General features: G+C 70.8%; 15 protein-coding genes. 8 read left to right on the forward strand and 7 right to left on the reverse strand.

Annotated elements, in window-relative coordinates; translation table 11 throughout:
- Positions 1-150: 150 nt before the first annotated feature.
- Complete coding sequence (locus tag ACTOWL_RS25455) at positions 151-360, forward strand: hypothetical protein (RefSeq protein WP_441324089.1); 210 nt, start codon at positions 151-153, stop codon at positions 358-360.
- Positions 361-400: 40 nt separating this feature from the next.
- Here the strand turns inward: ACTOWL_RS25455 and ACTOWL_RS25460 are convergent, their stop codons facing one another.
- Positions 401-1,498, reverse strand: coding sequence for an MBL fold metallo-hydrolase (locus ACTOWL_RS25460; protein WP_441324090.1), 1,098 nt, complete (start codon positions 1,496-1,498; stop codon positions 401-403).
- A gap of 120 nt (positions 1,499-1,618) precedes the next feature.
- Between ACTOWL_RS25460 and ACTOWL_RS25465 the strand changes: the two genes are divergently transcribed.
- From ACTOWL_RS25465 to ACTOWL_RS25480, 4 genes are read left to right on the forward strand one after another with little or no spacing between them, the layout of a single operon-like run.
- On the forward strand, positions 1,619-2,680 hold the full coding sequence (locus ACTOWL_RS25465) for a LacI family DNA-binding transcriptional regulator (RefSeq protein ID WP_441324091.1): 1,062 nt from the start codon (positions 1,619-1,621) through the stop codon (positions 2,678-2,680).
- A 56-nt stretch (positions 2,681-2,736) separates the two neighbouring features.
- Positions 2,737-4,332, forward strand: coding sequence for a sugar ABC transporter ATP-binding protein (locus ACTOWL_RS25470; protein ID WP_441324092.1), 1,596 nt, complete (start codon positions 2,737-2,739; stop codon positions 4,330-4,332).
- Complete coding sequence (locus ACTOWL_RS25475) at positions 4,329-5,645, forward strand: ABC transporter permease (RefSeq protein WP_441324093.1); 1,317 nt, start codon at positions 4,329-4,331, stop codon at positions 5,643-5,645. The genes ACTOWL_RS25470 and ACTOWL_RS25475 overlap by 4 nt, the downstream gene beginning before the upstream one ends.
- Complete coding sequence (locus tag ACTOWL_RS25480; protein WP_441324094.1) at positions 5,642-6,616, forward strand: substrate-binding domain-containing protein; 975 nt, start codon at positions 5,642-5,644, stop codon at positions 6,614-6,616. The genes ACTOWL_RS25475 and ACTOWL_RS25480 overlap by 4 nt, the downstream gene beginning before the upstream one ends.
- Positions 6,617-6,712: 96 nt before the next feature.
- On the opposite strand, the gene ACTOWL_RS25485 is transcribed toward ACTOWL_RS25480, so the two are convergent.
- Positions 6,713-8,677 (reverse strand): M10 family metallopeptidase C-terminal domain-containing protein, encoded by a 1,965-nt coding sequence (locus tag ACTOWL_RS25485; RefSeq protein ID WP_441324095.1) that lies wholly within the window; start codon positions 8,675-8,677, stop codon positions 6,713-6,715.
- A 630-nt stretch (positions 8,678-9,307) separates the two neighbouring features.
- Between ACTOWL_RS25485 and ACTOWL_RS25490 the strand changes: the two genes are divergently transcribed.
- Entirely contained in the window at positions 9,308-10,210 is a 903-nt protein-coding gene (locus tag ACTOWL_RS25490; RefSeq protein WP_441324096.1) for a hypothetical protein, read from the forward strand.
- Here the strand turns inward: ACTOWL_RS25490 and ACTOWL_RS25495 are convergent.
- The 3 genes from ACTOWL_RS25495 to ACTOWL_RS25505 form a co-directional block, all read right to left on the reverse strand.
- Positions 10,207-12,309: a mechanosensitive ion channel family protein gene (locus ACTOWL_RS25495; protein ID WP_441324097.1), complete on the reverse strand. Its 2,103-nt coding sequence runs from the start codon at positions 12,307-12,309 to the stop codon at positions 10,207-10,209. The genes ACTOWL_RS25490 and ACTOWL_RS25495 overlap by 4 nt on opposite strands.
- Positions 12,310-12,379: 70 nt before the next feature.
- On the reverse strand, positions 12,380-13,033 hold the full coding sequence (locus tag ACTOWL_RS25500) for an amino acid ABC transporter permease (protein WP_441324098.1): 654 nt from the start codon (positions 13,031-13,033) through the stop codon (positions 12,380-12,382).
- Positions 13,030-13,230, reverse strand: a complete 201-nt coding sequence (locus ACTOWL_RS25505) for a hypothetical protein (RefSeq protein WP_441324099.1) — start codon at positions 13,228-13,230, stop codon at positions 13,030-13,032. The genes ACTOWL_RS25500 and ACTOWL_RS25505 overlap by 4 nt, the downstream gene beginning before the upstream one ends.
- Before the next feature lie 265 nt (positions 13,231-13,495).
- Here ACTOWL_RS25505 and ACTOWL_RS25510 point away from each other — a divergent pair, with 265 nt between their 5' ends.
- On the forward strand, positions 13,496-13,663 hold the full coding sequence (locus ACTOWL_RS25510; protein ID WP_441324100.1) for a YqaE/Pmp3 family membrane protein: 168 nt from the start codon (positions 13,496-13,498) through the stop codon (positions 13,661-13,663).
- Between the two features lie 40 nt (positions 13,664-13,703).
- On the opposite strand, the gene ACTOWL_RS25515 is transcribed toward ACTOWL_RS25510, so the two are convergent.
- Positions 13,704-13,835 (reverse strand): SEC-C metal-binding domain-containing protein, encoded by a 132-nt coding sequence (locus tag ACTOWL_RS25515; RefSeq protein WP_441324103.1) that lies wholly within the window; start codon positions 13,833-13,835, stop codon positions 13,704-13,706.
- Between the two features lie 205 nt (positions 13,836-14,040).
- The gene (locus ACTOWL_RS25520; protein ID WP_441324101.1) at positions 14,041-15,585 is read right to left on the reverse strand and encodes an MFS transporter; all 1,545 of its coding nucleotides are present in this window, start codon (positions 15,583-15,585) and stop codon (positions 14,041-14,043) included.
- Between the two features lie 156 nt (positions 15,586-15,741).
- Here ACTOWL_RS25520 and ACTOWL_RS25525 point away from each other — a divergent pair.
- Positions 15,742-16,662: LysR family transcriptional regulator (locus ACTOWL_RS25525; protein ID WP_441324102.1), on the forward strand; the 921-nt coding region annotated here is incomplete at its 3' end.

Below are 16,662 nucleotides of genomic sequence, written 5' to 3' on the forward strand. Positions count from 1 at the left end.
CAAGTCCGGAGCCTCCGGCGGCGTGAATCGCATCGGCAGGGGGGCTGGCCACGCCCTTGCCCTCGAAGACGAAGGGCTGCATCGGTCAGAACGGTCCCTATGTTATAGAATGCGATCGGACGTCACGGTATCCGCGGGGTCGGGTGCACTATGGACGAGAAGACGAACAATCTGGTGCTGGAGCACCTGCGGCACATCCGCGGGTCCGTCGACGACATCCGCGAGGACATGCGTGAGGTGAAGTCGCGCCTGGGCCTCCTGGAGCAGCAATACGCCATCATCTCCGGCCGGCTCGACCGGTTGACCGATCGTGTCGAGCGCATCGAGCGTCGGTTGGATCTGGTGGAACATTCCCCATGAGTCCAGGGATACCAAGGCCAAGTTTGGCTCACTGAACCGGTCAGATCTCCACGGTCTCGTCGAGGGCGATGCGGGCGGGGGCGAAGGCCTTGGCCCAGGCGGCGCGGTGCTTAGCGTCGCCGAAGGCCGGGATCGCCGTCTCGGCCCCAAGCGTCTTCGCCAGCGCCGCGTTCTGCGACAGGCGCGGATGCACCGGCCAGCGCAGCGCCACCGCACGCCCCTCATCCACCGCCCTTCGCGCCGGGGTGCCGGCGGCGACATAGCCGGTGGCGACCACCGGACCGTCGTCGCGGCCCCAACCCTCCAGCAGCGGCTTGGCGGCGCCGCCGGTGGCGTTCGGCTTGGCGGCGATGATCGCCCGTTCCGGCGGCGGCTCGACCGAGCCGATCGGCTCGATCCTGCTGCGCAGCGAATCCAGCATCGTGCCGGCGCCGGGCCGCAGCCAGGCGGGGTCGTCGATCAGCCGGTCGATCATCGCCCGGTTGGCGTCGCACACCGCCGGCTTCCGCTCATGGGCGGCCGCCGCGGCCAGGGCCATCTCCGGCCCGCGCCCGCCGGCCGGGGCGAGCAGCAGCGAGCGCTTCGCCGCGAAGATCGGGGCGAAGGCGGCCAGGCGATCCTCATGCGGCGTGTCGTCGTCGCCATAGGAGGCGTCGAGGATCGCGACAAGCGCCGCCGGCGGCTCGGCATCCACCGCGAAAAGCACGGAGTCGAAGCCCATGTCGCCGGCATAGAACAGCCCGCCGCCGATCGCGAGATGCAGCCACACCCCGCCCGGCGCGTGGCCGGACCGGCCGCAGGTGACGGCGAGGTCGCCCGGCAGGGCGTTGCGGCCGAGGACCAGCGGCCGGCGGTCGGCCGGCGCGCCCTCGGGCAGCGCCTGCAGCACCGGCGGGGTGGCGTAGACCGGCACCGGTCCGAAGCGCTCCGCCGCTTCCGCCAGCGCCTCGACATGGTCGGGATGGGCGTGGCTGAGCAGGATGGCGTCGATCGGGCCGAGGCCGGACAGGTCGGGCCGCATGCCCTCATCCGGCCCGGCGCCGCAGTCGAGCAGCAGGCGCATCCCGGCCGCCTGCACCAGGAAGCAGGCGGGGCCCTTGCCCCCGACCCCCGAGATCGCCCGCACGCTCGCCGCCATCGGATCCTCCAGATCGCCAACCCTGCCTAGACGGGAACGGAGCAGGACGCCACCGCGTCCTCCGCACGGGTGCCTTGACGGGCGTATTGACTCCCGGATGAAACGTTTCATAGTGAGGGAATGTCGCAGCGGAAGACGACGATCAGGGAGGTCGCGTCGCGCGCCGGGGTCTCGCTCGGCACGGCATCCAACGTGTTCAACGGCAAGGCCGGGGTTGCCGCCGAAAGCCGCCGGCGGGTGCTGGAGGCGGCCGAGGCGCTGGGCTATCGCCCGAACAGCCTGGCCGCCGGGCTGCGGCGCCAGCGCACCCGCACCATCGGCCTGGTGGTGCCCGACGTGCTGAACATCGTGTTCAACGAGCTGGTCGAGCATCTCGAGAACATCGCCCTGTCGCAGAGCTACGAGGTGATCATCGTCACCTCGCGCGAGGACCCGGAGCGCGAGCATGAGCGGGTGTGGGCGCTGCTGTCGCGCCGGGTCGACGGGCTGGTCATCATCCCGACCCGCGACTGGTCGGCGACCGAGCGCGAGATGCGGCACCACCGCATCCCGGTGGTGGTGCTGGACCGGGTCGCGGCGCAGGACCATTTCCCGTCGGTCGCGGTCGACAACGCCGCCGCCACCCGGCTGGGCACCGAGCATCTACTGGGGCTGGGCCACCGCGACCTGGCCTTCGTCATCAACTCGACCCGGCTGTGGAACAGCGCCGCGCGGGTCGAGGGCTTCCTCGCTGCGATGCGCGCCGCCGGGCTGGAGCAGCGGGCCCGCGTGCTGCTGCCCGGCATGACCGAGGAGGAGACCCGGGCCGGGGTGCTGCCCGTCCTCACAGCGGCCCGCCGGCCGACCGCCGTGTTCACCGGCAGCAACGTCGCCACGCTGGGCGTGCTGCGGGCGGTGCAGGATGCCGGCATGTCGATCCCGCAGGACCTGTCGCTGCTGGCCTTCGACGATTTCGCCTGGCTGACCGTGCTGCGCCCCTTCGTCAGCGCCATCCGCCAGCCGACCGAGGCGCTGGCCGGCCATGCCTGGCGGATTCTCACCGCCACCTTCGAGGCGCCGGACCGGCCGGCCGAGCACATCCGCCTGGCGGCGCCGCTGATCACGCGCGAGACCACGGCCGCGCCGCCGGGCAAGGCGCACCGGACGATGAAAGCGGACACGGTGGACGGGGCGTCGCCCTGAACCGCCGGGCCGGGCGGCCGCCACGAAGCCGCCGGCGACAAGAGTAGGGAGGAGAGGTGTCGAGTTCAGCCGCAGAAACCAGCCCGGCCACCGCGACGCCGGTGCTGCGGGCCGCCCGCATCGGCAAGGCCTTCGCCGGGGTACCGGTGCTGCACGGCGTCGGCCTGGACGTGTTCGCGGGCGAGATCCACGCCCTGATGGGCGAGAACGGGGCCGGCAAGTCGACCCTGATGAAGATCCTGGCCGGCATCCACGGCGACTATGACGGCACCATCCTGGTCGACGGCGCGCCGCGCCAGTTCGCCGGGGTGCGCGACGCCGAGGAGGCCGGCATCGGCATCATACACCAGGAGCTGAACCTGGTGCCGGGCATGACCGTGGCCGAGAACATCTTCCTGGGCCGCGAGCCGCTGCGCGGCGGCATCTTCGTCGACGGGCCGGCCCTGCGCGACGCGGCGGCGCGGCTGATCCGCCGGCTGGGCATCGCCGTCGACCCGGAGGCGCGGGTGGGCAGCCTGCGGGTCGGCGAGCAGCAGCTGGTCGAGATCGCCAAGGCGCTGTCGCTGGACACCCGCATCCTGATCATGGACGAGCCGACCTCGGCCCTGTCGCAGGCGGAATGCGCCACCCTGTTCGCGGTGGTGCGGCAGCTGGCGCGCGACGGCGTCGCCGTCGTCTACATCTCGCACCGGATGGACGAGGTGATGGAGCTGGCCGACCGCGTCACCATTCTGCGCGACGGCCGCCATGTCGTCACCGCCCCGATCGCCGCGCTGACGCGGGAGCGCATCATCGCCCATATGGTCGGGCGCGAGCTGGCCACGGCGGCGCATCCGGCCGGGCGCCGCGGCGCCGAGGGACAGCCGGTGCTGAGCGTGCGCGACCTGTCGCTGGAGGTGCCGGGCCGGCGCGGCGGCTGGCGCCGGGTGCTGGACGGCGTCGGCTTCGACCTGCAGCCCGGCGAGATCCTGGGCATTGCCGGGCTGCTGGGCGCCGGCCGCACCGAGATCCTGGAGACCATCTTCGGTTCCGCCCGCGGCCGCCGCGGCGGGTCCGTGCGGATCGACGGCGCGCCGGTGGCGATCGACGATCCGGCGGCGGCCAAGCGCCACGGCCTGGCGCTGGTGACCGAGGACCGCAAGGTCACCGGCCTGCAGCTCGGCGCCTCGATCCGCGACAACCTGACCCTGCCCTCGCTGTCCGTCTTGGCCCGCCTGGGCCTGCGCCGCTTCGGGCGCGAGGCGGAGCTGGCGCGCGGCACCATCGGCCGGCTTGGGGTGCGCTGCACCGGGCCGGCCCAGCCGGCCGGGCGCCTGTCCGGCGGCAACCAGCAGAAGGTGGTGATCGGCAAGTGGCTGGCCACCGCGCCGCGCGTGCTGCTGCTGGACGAGCCGACCCGCGGCATCGATGTCGGCGCCAAGAAGGAGATCTACGACCTGGTCTTCGCCCTCGCCGACCAGGGCATCGCCGTCCTGCTCGTCTCCTCCGAGCTGCCGGAACTCCTGTTGCTCGCCGACCGCATCCTGGTGATGTGCGAGGGCCGGCAGACCGGCCTGCTGCCCCGCGCCGAGGCCAGCCAGGAGGCGATCATGGACCTCGCCTCGCCCCGCGCTTCCCGCCCCGTTCCCCGAGCCGCCGAGACCGTGCCATGAGCGTCCTGCGCCTGTTGTCCCGCACCAAGCTGTACTGGGGCCTGCTGGTCATCCTGCTGATCGGCATCGCCTTCTCTCCGGTCAGCGGCAGCGGCCGCAACATCTTCCTGTCCTATGGCAACCTGACCGACGTGCTGCGCCAAGTGTCGATCACCGGCCTGGTCGCCGTCGGCATGACCGTGGTGATCCTGATCGCCGGCATTGACCTGTCGGTCGGGTCGGTGATGGCCTTCGGCACGGTGCTGACCGCGACGCTGCTGACCGAGGCGGGCTGGACCAGCGCCGCCACCGTCGCCGTGCCGGCCGCCATCTCCATCGCCTTCCTGGCCGCCTTCCTGCTGGTCCGCTTCCTCGGCCGCGGGCTGAAGCACCGGGAGGGGCCGGTCGGCGCCAGGCGGCGGCCGGGGCGCGACCCGCTGCGCGACGGCTGGGTGCCGGGCGCCGCCGGCCTCGCCCTGGCGGCGCTGGTGGCCCTGTGGCTGGTGCCGCAGATCGGCACCAAGTTCGGCGTCCCGGCCCTGCTGGTGGCCGTGCCCTGCGCCGGGCTGATGGTCGGCGCGGTCAGCGGCGCCATCATCGTCGCCGGGCGGCTGCAGCCCTTCATCGTCACCCTGGCGATGATGGTCGGCATGCTGGGCCTGTCGCGCCTGACCGCGGGCCAGGACAGCGCCGTGCTGCCGGTCTATGCCGGCACCAACGCCACCGCGGACATCGAGCTGTTGCGCAGCATGCTGTGGGGCGTGCTGCCGGTGCCGGGCCTGTTCTTCCTGGGAGCGGTCGCGGTGTTCGCGGTGCTGCTCCGCCTGACCGTGTTCGGCCGCTACGTCTACGCCATCGGCGGCAATGAGGAGGCGGCGCGGCTGTCCGGCATCCCGGTCGACCGGGTGAAGATCGCGGCCTACGCCTTCTCCGGCATGCTCGCCACCCTGGCCGGCATCCTCTATGTCGCCCAATACCGCCAGGGCAAGCCGGATGCCGGGGCGGGGCTGGAGCTGGACGCCATCGCCGCGGTGGTGATCGGCGGCACCAGCCTGATGGGCGGCCGCGGCGCCCTGGCCGGCACCCTGGTCGGCGTCCTGATCTTCGGGCTGCTGTCGAACATCCTGCAGCTCCACAACATCAACTCCAACCTGCAGCTGGTGTTCAAGGGGGCGATCATCATCGTCACCGTGCTGCTGCAGGAGCGCAACCTGGCCGATCTGCTGGCGCCGTTCCGCACGGCGCGCGCAGCCCGGCGGGACCCCGCCGCCCGATCCGAGGCGCCGGGCCAACAAGGATCGTCGCTGATCCATCGGGAAGGAACGCAACCATGAACCGTCGCGATCTTCTGAAGACGACCGCGCTGGCGCTGGGCGCCGGCGTCACCCTGTACCTGCCCGCCGGCTGGGTCGCCCCGGCCCGCGCCGCCGCCAAGTGGCGCATCGGCTTCTCCCAGGCCACGACGCTGGAGCCGTGGCGGGTGCAGTTCAACAAGGACATCAAGGCCGAGGCCGAGAAGCAGCCCGACGTCGAGCTGCTGATCGCCGACGCCGAGGACAAGACCGAGAAGCAGGTCGCCGATGTCGAGAACTTCATCCGCCAGGAGGTCAACGCCCTGCTGATCTCGCCGAAGGAATCGGCCGGGCTGACCGGGGTGGTGGAGAAGGCGATCGAGGCCAAGATCCCGGTCTTCGTGCTGGACCGCAACGTCGACACCCAGGGCTACACCCAGTTCATCGGCGGCGACAACGTCCTGATCGGCAAGGCGGTCGGCGAGTTCGTGGTCAAGACGCTGGGCGGCACGGGCAAGGCGGCCGGCAATGTGGTCGAGATCTGGGGCGGCCTCGGCACCCAGGCCTCGCACGACCGGTCCGACGGCTTCCACGCCGTGGCCGACAAGGAGCCCGGGCTGAAATACCTGCTGGACAAGCAGTCGGCCGATTGGAAGCAGAACCTGGCCTACGACATCATGTCCACGGCCCTGCGCAACTTCGAGAAGATCGACCTGGTCTACGGCCACAACGACCCGATGGCCTATGGCGCCTATCTCGCCGCCAAGGATGCGGGCCGCGAGAAGGAGATCAAGTTCGTCGGCGTCGACGGCCTGCCGAATGAGGGCGTGGTCTGGGTCAACAAGGGCGAACTGGCGGCGACCTTCCTGTACCCCACCCCGGGCGCCGAGGGGCTGCGCCAAGCAGTGAAGCTGCTGAAGGGCGAGAAGGTCGAGAAGACCATCGTCCTGCCGACCGAGACCATCACCAAGGAGAACGCGCCGGAGATCCTGAAACGGAACGGACTGATGTGATCAATCCGATGAGCGAGCGAGAGGCCCAGCGGCCTCTCGCCCGTCCACCGGCGTCGGTTGGTCCTGAACGCTACAGAACAGGGTCTCGCCGTTGCCTCAGAGCACGAAGTCCGAGGCCTGCAGGGTGATCGCTCCGGTGAGTTGGATGACAATGTCGGCGGTGCTGTCGCCGTTGACGTCGGCCGAGACCGTCGTGGTGCTGCCGACGATCTCGAACCGCAGCTGCCCGGCGGTGCCGGTGAAGGCCGTGTTGCCGATGAAGCTGAAGGCCGTGTCGCCATTCACGCCATTGCCGTCGGCATCGATCTTCTGCACCCAGATTAAATCGCCGTGCTGGAAGTCCTGGATCGTGTCGGCGGCCGCGGCGGTGCTGTCGGAGACGGCGGTGTAGCTGAAATAGTCCCCGCCGGCCCCGCCGTTCAGCGTGTCGGCGCCGGCGCCGCCCCGCAGCACGTCGGCGCCGCCGGCGCCGCTGAGGGTGTCGGCCCCATCGAACCCGACCAGCGCGTTGGCCAGGGCGTTGCCGACCATGACATCGACGTGGTTGCTGCCGTTGATCGTCTCGACGTCGTTGTCGATCGTGTCGCCCTCGGCCATGCCGCCGGTGTTGTCCTGGGTTTCGAGGTTGATCGACACGCCCACGGTGCTGAACCAGTAGCTGGCGGTGTCATAGTCGGCGCCGCCGATCAGGTGGTCGGCGCCGTCGCCGCCACGCAGGATGTCGCCGAAGGCGCCGCCACTCAGCTGGTCGTCGCCGGCCTCGCCCTCCAGGGTGTCCCAGCCGTCGCCGCCGCTGATCTGGTCGATGCCGTTGCCGCCATAGAGGGTGTCGTTGCCGCCTGCTCCGGCGACGGTGTCGTCGCCGCCCCCGCCATTGATCGCGTTGGCGCCCGCATTGCCGGAAAGCGTGTCGTTGAAGATGCTGCCGCCCAGGTTTTCGATATTGGTCAGCGTGTCACCTTCGGCATCGCCGCCGAGGCCGGTGCCGGCCGCGAGGTCCACCGTCACCGCGTCGCCGGACTCGTGGTAACCGGCCCCGTCGATCCCGGCGCCGCCGTTCAGCACATCGGCACCGCCGCGGCCATAGAGTATGTCGTTGCCGTCGCCGCCGGCCAGCGCGTTCGCGTCCGCGCTGCCGCGCAGGGTGTCGGCGAAGGCGGAGCCTATCAGGTTCTCGATGCCGGTCAGCGTGTCGCCCGCCGCATCGCCGCCCGTGCCGGTGCCGGCGATCAGGTCGACGTCCACGCCGGCGCCCGAGCCGGAATAGGCGGCCGTGTCGACACCGTCGTTGCCGGTGAGGACGTCGGCCCCGGCACCGCCGGTGAGGGTGTTGTCGCCGGCCGAGCCGATGAGGGTGTCGTTCCCGGCCGAGCCGATCAGGTTCTCGACGCCCGTCAGCGTGTCGCCCTGGGCGTCGCCGCCGGTGCCGGTGCCGGTGGTCAGGTTGACATTTACCAGCGTGGCGGAGCCGGAATAGTCCGCGGTGTCGATGTCGGCGCCGCCCTGCAGCGAATCGCCGCCGCCGCCGCCGACCAGTGTGTCGTCTCCGGTGCCGCCGAGGAGGGTGTCATCGCCCCCTTGGCCATCGAGCGTGTCGTTGCCGCCCTGGCCGTTCAGGTTGTTGGCGGCGGCGCTGCCGGTCAGGTTGTCGCCGCCGGTGTTGGAGCCGAGCAGGTTGACGATGCCGACCATATAGTCGCCCTGGGCATCGCCGCCGAAGCCCTGCGAGGCGCCGGTGAGCTGGATGTTGATGGTCAGGATCGGGATGGTGATGTCGAGGATAACCGACAGGTCGACCGTTACGCCGTCGACCGAGGTGGTGTAGTCCGCCGCATCGATGCCGGACAGCGTGACGACGCCGGCCAGTGTGAGCAGGCCGCCGATCAGCACGTCTGCACCGGCGCCGCCCCTGAGCACGTCATTGCCGGTCCAACCGAGCAGGACATCGTCGCCGCCGAGGGCGTCGACGAAGTCGTCGCCCAAAGCGCCGCCGACCGGGAGAACAGCCTGCACGAGTGACGGCAGGATTTCGGCACCATTGGTGCCGGTGAAAGTCGTCATGAATTTCCTCCCCAATATGTAAAGTGCCCGATATGAAGAGGGCATCTCAGTTGGGCATTTCTTCACACATTATTCAACAAAAATTCGTTCCCTGGGAAGAGGCATCGGCTAAAATCGATCATCGGACATTAAGATATTGAATAAGCGGTGAATTTAAGCAAATTCTCGTGCGATCGGTATCATCGGACATACTATTTTATTAATTCCCAGGCCCGCGGAGCCAAGTTACCATTAATACCGGGTTATGCTATCGGGGAAATATCCGATCGCCGTGGCCATGCAGGTTCTGCATTCGCCAAATCTTTTACCCTCATTCGGGTGACCGGCTACAAGGCCGCGCCGTCAGCGCAACCATGCCACCGAGGCCCTCCCCGGCCACCGCGCCACCGCCCGCAACGGCGCCAGCAGAATGGTCCCCTTCCCAGGAATTGGGCCGCCGGATCGCCACCCCTTCGGGCTCGCGACAAGACTGAAATTTAACCTTATCTTAAGCGTCCCATTCTTAAGATTTATTTTAGAATCCGATGTGTTGACCGTAATCGGGGCGTGCTGTCGCAGATTTCAACGTTGGCTCGACTGGATCTTCCCAGCCATCGCTGTTGTCCTTGTAAATGAGGAGGACGAACGGCCATGAAACACGGACTCCGCCTGGTGGCGTGCTTTCTTCTGGCCGCCTGTGGCAACGTTCCCAACACCCAGGCGCCGCTGGTCACCGAGGGGCCGCTGACCACGGTGTCCTATCCCGGCACGGTCATCATCCCCGGAGTCACGCCGCCGCTGCCCCGGGTCGCGGCGATGCCGGAGCCGTCGCCGCCCGACGCGATCGCCGAGATCGGTGCCGGACCGGACTGCCGGTCGGACCGGCTGGCGCCGTCCCGGCGCGCCATCTGCGGGTCGCCGACCGCGCTGTGGCTGGACCGCCAGCTGGACGGCATCCAGGGCTGGAGGATCGCGGGCCCCGCCGCCGTCGGCCGGGCCAAGACCGACGCCCTGCGCCTGGCCGTGCGCCGCTGGGTCGAGCAATGCGGCGCCGACATCGCCTGCATCCAGTCGCGGCAGTTCGGCATGCAGCGCACCTTGACCGCCTCGATCGACCCGGCGCAATGGGGCGGCCGCTACGATGGCCCGCATTGGACCATGTATGTCCTGCCGGCCCAGTATGTCGGTGAGGTCAACGTCTTCTTCACGCTCGACCACAACGGCCGCGAATGCGCGCTGGCGCTGACCGGCGTCCGCCTCGACCTGCGGGACCGCTTCCCGCTGCCGGACCTGCGCGACCGGGCGATCGGCGGCAGCGACCGCCTCTACCTGGCCGATCCGGACAACCCCTCGGCCCTGATCCGTTTCACCCGGGTCGGCTCCAAGGTCTGGATCAACCGCGACGGCCGGACCCCGGCCTTGGACCGGCAGTGCCGGGCCGGCGCGATCTACGGCGAGTACCGCAAGGACGACGCCAGGAAGCCGGTGGTCAGCTATCTCGGCGCGCCGGGGCTGGAGCCGCTGCCGCCACACATCATGATCCCGGGAGCCTAGCCCGGCGGCGGGCCGCCGCCGGTGGCGGCGATCGCGGCGGCGGCCACGGCCGGGTCGACCGGGGCGCCGTCGTGGCTGCGCACCACCACGTCGCGCCGGGCGAGATGGATGCCGGCGGCGTCGAACTCCTCAAGGATGCGCTGGTACAGCATCCGGCGGATCATGAACTGCTCGCCCGGCCGGGCCATGAACTTGACGCCGACCACCATGTTGAACTCCTCGATCTGGCGCACGCCCTGGGATTTCGGCGCGTCGAGCAGATGCGGGCCCAGCTCCGGGTCGGCGGCGATCTCGGCGCCGATCTTCTTCACGATCCGCTTCACCTGGTCGACATCGGTGTCGAAAGGCACCCGGAACTCCAGCTTCATCACCACCCAGTCGCGGCTGAGATTGGTCATCGCCCGGGCCTCGCCGAACGGCACGGTCTGCAGCGCCCCGCGCTGGTGGCGCAGCTTGAGCGAGCGGATCGAGATCGCCTCGACCGTGCCCTTCAGGTTGCCGATCTCGACGTATTCGCCGATCCGGAACGCGTCCTCGAGCAGGAAGAAGACGCCGGAGACGATGTCCTTCACCAGGGTCTGGGCGCCGAAGCCGATGGCCAGGCCGATCACCCCGGCGCCGGCCAGCAGCGGCCCGATGTCGATGCCGAGCGCGGACAGCACCACCAGCACCGCGACCGTGGCCAGGGTGACGAAATAGGCGTTGCGGAACAGCGGCAGCAGCGTGCGCAGCCGCGCCTGCCGGGTGGCGTCGGTCGCCGACATCGCCTCGGTCGAGCGGCTCAGATAGCGGTCGATCAGGGCGCGGCCGAGATGCCACAGCAGGTCGACCACGATCAGCGTCAGCACGATGCGCAGGCCGGCGCGCAGCGCCATCGCCCCCGGCTCCTCCGCCGCCATCATGGCATGCATCGAATCGACGCCCCAGCGCTGCGCCAGGAAGCCGAGCGCGCCGAGGATGACCAGTGCCTGGGCCGTCCGCTCGACCAGCATCGCCAGCGGCCTGTCCTTGCCCTCGACCGAATCCGGCGACGCCACCGACCGCGCCGCCTCGCGGATCTGACGCAGGCCCCAGGGCAGCAGCGCCAGCACGAACACCGTGATCGCGGCGCGGCCGGCGCCGAGGGCGACCAGCACCGACGCCGCCGCCATCGCCACCGTGACCAGCCAGCGCGCGAGGTCGTCCTTGATGCCCGGCTCGTCGGTCCAGGCCCGGCGCCGCCAGGTGAAGGCGGCGACCAGGGCGAGCACCAGGAAGGAGGTCAGCTCGCGGATCAGCAGCGCCGCATCCTCCGGCGCGTCCAGCCCGCGCATCAGCCGGGCCAGGAACACGCCGCCGATCATCACCGTCGGGATCGCGATCAACCAGCGCATGACCACCGGGATGACGCTCTCCTCCACCACGACCAGGCGCAGATCCGGCCGGCCGGGGGCGAGACCCAGCCGCAGCACCGCCCGCGCCAGCCGGGCGACCAGCACGATGGCCAGCAGAGCCAGCACCAGATGCTGGAAGCCGCGCGGCCAGGAGAAGATCAGGAAGATGCCGAGGCTGCCGACCGCGAAGGCGACCACCGAGCCGACGGCGAAGACCAGCCGGGCGGCGAAGACGGCGAGATGCTCGCCGATCCCGGCCCCGGGGGCGTGGATCAGCCGGTGGCGGATCGAGGCGGTCAGGCGCCGGAACAGCCATTCGACCAGGATACCGATGCCGACGAAGCCGCCGACCGCCAGGACCAGGCCGATCAGGCCGAGCTCGGACAGGGCCTGGCCGATCCTGGCCCCGACCGCGGCCAGGATGCCCGGCAGGTCGCGCGCGGTCGCGGCGTACCATTGCAGCTTGCTGCGGGTCTGCATCCGCATCATGTCGATCTCGTCCATCTTGGACGAGGCCGATGCCGCGGCGGCCGGCGTCGCCCCCGGCTGCGCGGCCTGCTCCTGCGCCAGCCAGCCCTGCACCTCCGGGTTGCGCAGCAGGTCGAGCAGTTGCTGCACCGAGGCCGGCGGGACCGGCTCCGGCGCGGCGGGCTCCGCCTGCTGCGCCCAGGCCGGCGCGCCGGCCAGGACCAGCACCGCGATCAACAGGCCTCGAAACCAACGCATCCGCCCCTCCCCCTGCTGCGCGCATGCTGTCGCGCCGCGCGGCCGGTGGCAACGGGTGTCGCGCGGGACGCTAGCGCCCGGGCTTGGCCAGGCGCCGTTCCAGCGCCGTTGCCGCCAGGGCGATCGGGTAGCACAGGGCGAAGTAGAACAGCGCGACGAAGCCGTAGGTGCGGGCGGAGTCGAAGGTGGCGTTGACGATGATGCTGCCGGCCTTGGTCAGCTCGACGAAGCCGATCACCGAGGCCAGCGCCGTGCCCTTCACCACCTGCACCAGGAAGCCGACGGTCGGCGCGATGGCGACGCGCAGGGCCTGCGGCAGGATCACCAGGCGCAGCTGCTGCGGCCAGGACAGCGCCAGGGCGCGCGCCGCCTCCCACTGGCCGCGCGGCACGCTGTCGACCGCGCCGCGCCAGATCTCGGACAGGAAGGCGGCGGCGTAGAGGGTCAGCGCCACCGCCGCGGCGGCGAGCGGCGGCAGGTCGAGGCCGATCAGCGCCAGGCCGAAGAAGCACAGGAACAGCTGGATCAGGAGCGGCGTGCCCTGGAACAGCTGGACGTAGAGCCCGGTCGCGCGCCGCGCCCAGCGCCGCCCGGACAGGCGCAGCAGCAGCAGGCCGGCGCCGAGCAGGAAGCCGCCGAGGAAGGCGATCAGGCTCAAGGCCACGGTCCAGCGCGCCGCCAGCAGCAGGTTGCGCAGGATGTCCCAGGTGGTGAAGCCGGTCATGCCGCCACCTGCCGATGGCGGAACAGCCGGCGGCCGACCCGGTCCGACACCCGCCGCAGGGCGACGGCGAGGACCAGGTAGATGGCGCCGACCAGGAGATAGGTCTCGAAGCTGAGGAAGGTGCGGGATTGGATGAAGCTGCCGGCGAAGGTCAGCTCGCACACCGCGATCTGCGACACCACCGAGGAGCCGAGCATGATGATGACGAACTGGCCGGCAGCGCCACCCCGGCCAGCCCCGCGACGACCATGAGACCGCAGAGCAGCCCCTTCCCCAATTCACCAGCGACATCCCTGCGCCCCATCCTGTCGGAGCGACCGCCGCGCCATCGGGCCCTGGTGTCAGCAAGCGGCGTGCCACGCCGGAGGCGCAACACATGGCAACAAATCGTTACGCAGCCGAGATTGTCCCGGCCGGCCGGGGGCGCTAGGCAGGGGCGGGATCCACAACCGGGACCGGTCGTTGACCACGTTTCTGTACATCCTCGCCTTCCTGTGCCCGCCGCTCGCCGTCTATCTCGACATCGGCGCCGGGGACGAGCTGCGGCTGAACATCATCCTGACGATCCTGGGCTGGATCCCCGGCATCATCCACGCGCTCTACATCCTGTCGATCCACCCGCCGCACTGACGGCAATGCCCGCCGGGGCAGGCCGGCGGGCGTCAGTCGGTCACAGGGTCAGTCGCGGACGTAATGCTTCCGCATCGTCCCGTCGAAGCGCTTGCCCTTCAGGCAGCAGCGCCTGAAAGCTCAGGCCCGAGCCGCAGGGGCAGGGATCCCGGCGGCCCAGCTTCTCGACCAGCTCCTTGTCGCCATGGACGACGCGGTCGCCCCGGCCGACCTGGGTTTCGGAGTTGAAAGCCCCTCCGGCGCTTGCTCAGCGGCTCAAAAGCAGTAGGGGGCGTCGAAACGGTCCTTGCGCATGATGACCTCCTCTGTCGCGAGGCCGTCCGGGCCCGGCCCGGACGGCCGGGGTCGATAGCAGGAACGCCGCCGCGACGCCAGCGTCACTCCGCCGCCGCTTCCGCCGGCTGCAGCGCCGGCTCGGCCCGGGCCGGGCGGGAGAGGAAGCCGAACACCACGGCGGCGGTGACCACGGTGATCGCGGCCAGCACGAAGCACAGATCGTGGAAGGCGTCGCCATAGGCCTGGACCAGCAGCGCCGGGCCGGCCTGCGGCAGCGTCGCCGCAGCCTGGGCCAGGTCGCCCATCGCCAGCCGCTGCGCCGCCAGGGTCAGCGCCGCCGGATCGGCAAGCCCCGCCCCGGCCAGCCAGGACCGGGCGAAGCCGGCCAGGATGGCGCCGACCACGGCCAGGGCGATGCCCTCACCCGCCACGCGGGTGGTGCTGAAGATGCCGGCGGCCAGGCCGGCGCGCTCCTTCGGCACGACGCTGACCGCCAGCGCGTCCATCAGGCCCCAGGGCAGGCTGATGCCGAGGCCGATCACCAGCAGCGGCGGCGCCATCGCCGCGGCCGCGCCGCCCGGCGGCACCCCGGCCAGCAGCACCAAGCCGCCGGCCGCGACCAGCAGCCCGGCGCCGCACAGCACCCCGGCGGAGACCCAGCGGGTCAGCAGCGCCGCCAGCATCGGCACCACCAGCATCGGCCCGCACAGCGCCATCATCATCCAGCCGGCGCCCAGCCCGCCCCAGCCCTCGATGCCGACGAAGCGCAGCGGCAGCAGGATCAGCAGCACGACGAAGGAATAGGCCGGGGCCGCGGCCAGCAGCTGGACGCCGACGAAACGCGGGATGCGGAACAGCGACAGGTCCAGCATCGGCCGCGCCGCTCGTGTCTCGATCGCGACGAAGGCGGCGCCGAGCGCCACCGCGCCGGCCAGCAGGCCGATCACCCAGGCGCTGCCCCAGCCCTGCTCCGGCGCCAGCAGCACGGCATAGGTCAGCAGCGACAGGGCGGCGGTGAAGCTGGCGGCGCCCGGCCAGTCCAGCCCGGCCGCGCCGGGATCGCGGGATTCGCGCATGAAGCGCCAGCCGAAGCCGAGGGCGATCGCGGCCAGGACCGCGGTGCCGAGGAAAATCGCCTGCCAGCCCACCGCCTCGACCAGCCAGCCGGACAGCAGCGGTCCGAAGGCCAGGCCGATGCCGAAGGTGGTGCCGATCAGGCTGAAGGCGCGGGTCCGGGCCGGCCCGTCGAACTCCTGCGCCAGGGCGGCAAGGCCGGCGGAGAAGGCGGCGGCGCCGGCGCCGCCCTGCAGCGCCCGCAGCAGGTCGAGCCACAGCAGGTCCCGCACCTGGGTCAGCGCCAGGGAGGAGACCAGGAACACCAGTTGGCCGATCAGGAACAGCCGCTTGCGGCCGAACGTATCGGCCAGGGCGCCGGCGATCATCAGCGTGCTGCCGAAGCACAGCATGAAGGCATTGGTGATCCAGTTCAGGGCGATCGGGTCGCCGCCGAGCGAGCGGGCGATGGCCGGCATCGCCACGGCCGGCCCGGTGAAGTTGAACGGCAGGGCCAGCAGCGACAGGCACACGGCGGCCAGCACCAGCAGGCTCTCCGTCCGGCCGTGGCCGGCGGAGGGCGCGGGTGCCATGGCCGCGGGCTCGGGAGTCCGGGGCATGGGCGACTCGTTCGTGACGGGAGGCCGCGTGTCCCGGCGGCTTGCGTGAAAGATATTCCGGCCGTAATGCTGGGCCAATCGGCACAAGTTCCGCACTGACCGGAAAATTGTTCTGCAATCTGGCTCGCCATGGACAATTTGAACGGCCTGGCCGCCTTCGTCCGCGCCGCCGAGGCGCGCAGCTTCGTCGCCGCCGGCCGGCAGCTCGGCATCACCGCCTCGGCGGTGGGCAAGGCGGTGGCGAAGCTGGAGGAGCGGCTGGGCGCCCGGCTGTTCCAGCGCAGCACCCGGCGGATCAGCCTGACCGCCGAGGGCACGCTGTTCTACGAGCGCTGCCAGCGCATCCTCGGCGACATCGCCGATGCGGAGGCAGAGCTGCAGCGCGCGCTGGACGCGCCGCGCGGCCGGCTGCAGGTCAGCATGCCGTCGGCGACGCACCGGCTGCTGGTGCCGCTGCTGCCGGAGTTCCTGCAGGCCTATCCCGAGATCGAACTGGATCTCGACTTCAACGACCGCATCGTCGACGTCATCGATGCGGGGCTGGACGTGGTGATGCGCAGCGGCGCGCTGGCCGATTCCCGGCTGATGTCGCGGCGCGTCGGGCCGTTCCGCTTCCACATCGTCGCCTCGCCCGGCTATCTCGCCCGGCACGGCGTGCCGCAGCGGCCGCCCGATCTCGAGCGCCATGCCTGCCTGCGCTACAAGTTCCCGACCGCCGGCACGATGATGGACTGGACGCTGCGGGCCGAACCGGGGACGCCGCCCTGGCGCACCCCGGCGACCCTGGTCTCCAACAGCACCGACGCGCTTGCGGCGGCGGCGAAGCGCGGGCTCGGCCTGCTGTACACGGCCGACTTCATCGTCAAGGAGGCGTTGGAGGACGGGAGCCTGCAGACCGTGCTCGACGCCTACCAGGCCCCGCCCGGCCAGTTCTGGGTGCTGTGGCCGTCCAGCCGGCAGCTGTCGCCGAAGGTGCGGGTGTTCGTCGACTTCCTGTGTACGCGGCTGATCCCGGTGCCGGGCGCCGGAGCCCGAGGCCCACGCGCCCGG

This window comes from Inquilinus sp. CA228 (assembly GCF_052078665.1).
In the GTDB taxonomy this organism is placed as follows: Bacteria; Pseudomonadota; Alphaproteobacteria; order DSM-16000; family Inquilinaceae; genus Inquilinus.

Coding starts and splice junctions, on each gene's coding strand:
- ACTOWL_RS25455 (WP_441324089.1), top strand. CDS start 151: ATGGACGAGAAGACGAACAATCTGGTGCTGGAGCACCTGCGGCACATC.
- ACTOWL_RS25460 (WP_441324090.1), bottom strand. CDS start 1,498: ATGGCGGCGAGCGTGCGGGCGATCTCGGGGGTCGGGGGCAAGGGCCCC.
- ACTOWL_RS25465 (WP_441324091.1), top strand. CDS start 1,619: ATGTCGCAGCGGAAGACGACGATCAGGGAGGTCGCGTCGCGCGCCGGG.
- ACTOWL_RS25475 (WP_441324093.1), top strand. CDS start 4,329: ATGAGCGTCCTGCGCCTGTTGTCCCGCACCAAGCTGTACTGGGGCCTG.
- ACTOWL_RS25480 (WP_441324094.1), top strand. CDS start 5,642: ATGAACCGTCGCGATCTTCTGAAGACGACCGCGCTGGCGCTGGGCGCC.
- ACTOWL_RS25485 (WP_441324095.1), bottom strand. CDS start 8,677: ATGACGACTTTCACCGGCACCAATGGTGCCGAAATCCTGCCGTCACTC.
- ACTOWL_RS25490 (WP_441324096.1), top strand. CDS start 9,308: ATGAAACACGGACTCCGCCTGGTGGCGTGCTTTCTTCTGGCCGCCTGT.
- ACTOWL_RS25495 (WP_441324097.1), bottom strand. CDS start 12,309: ATGCGTTGGTTTCGAGGCCTGTTGATCGCGGTGCTGGTCCTGGCCGGC.
- ACTOWL_RS25500 (WP_441324098.1), bottom strand. CDS start 13,033: ATGACCGGCTTCACCACCTGGGACATCCTGCGCAACCTGCTGCTGGCG.
- ACTOWL_RS25505 (WP_441324099.1), bottom strand. CDS start 13,230: ATGCTCGGCTCCTCGGTGGTGTCGCAGATCGCGGTGTGCGAGCTGACC.
- ACTOWL_RS25520 (WP_441324101.1), bottom strand. CDS start 15,585: ATGGCACCCGCGCCCTCCGCCGGCCACGGCCGGACGGAGAGCCTGCTG.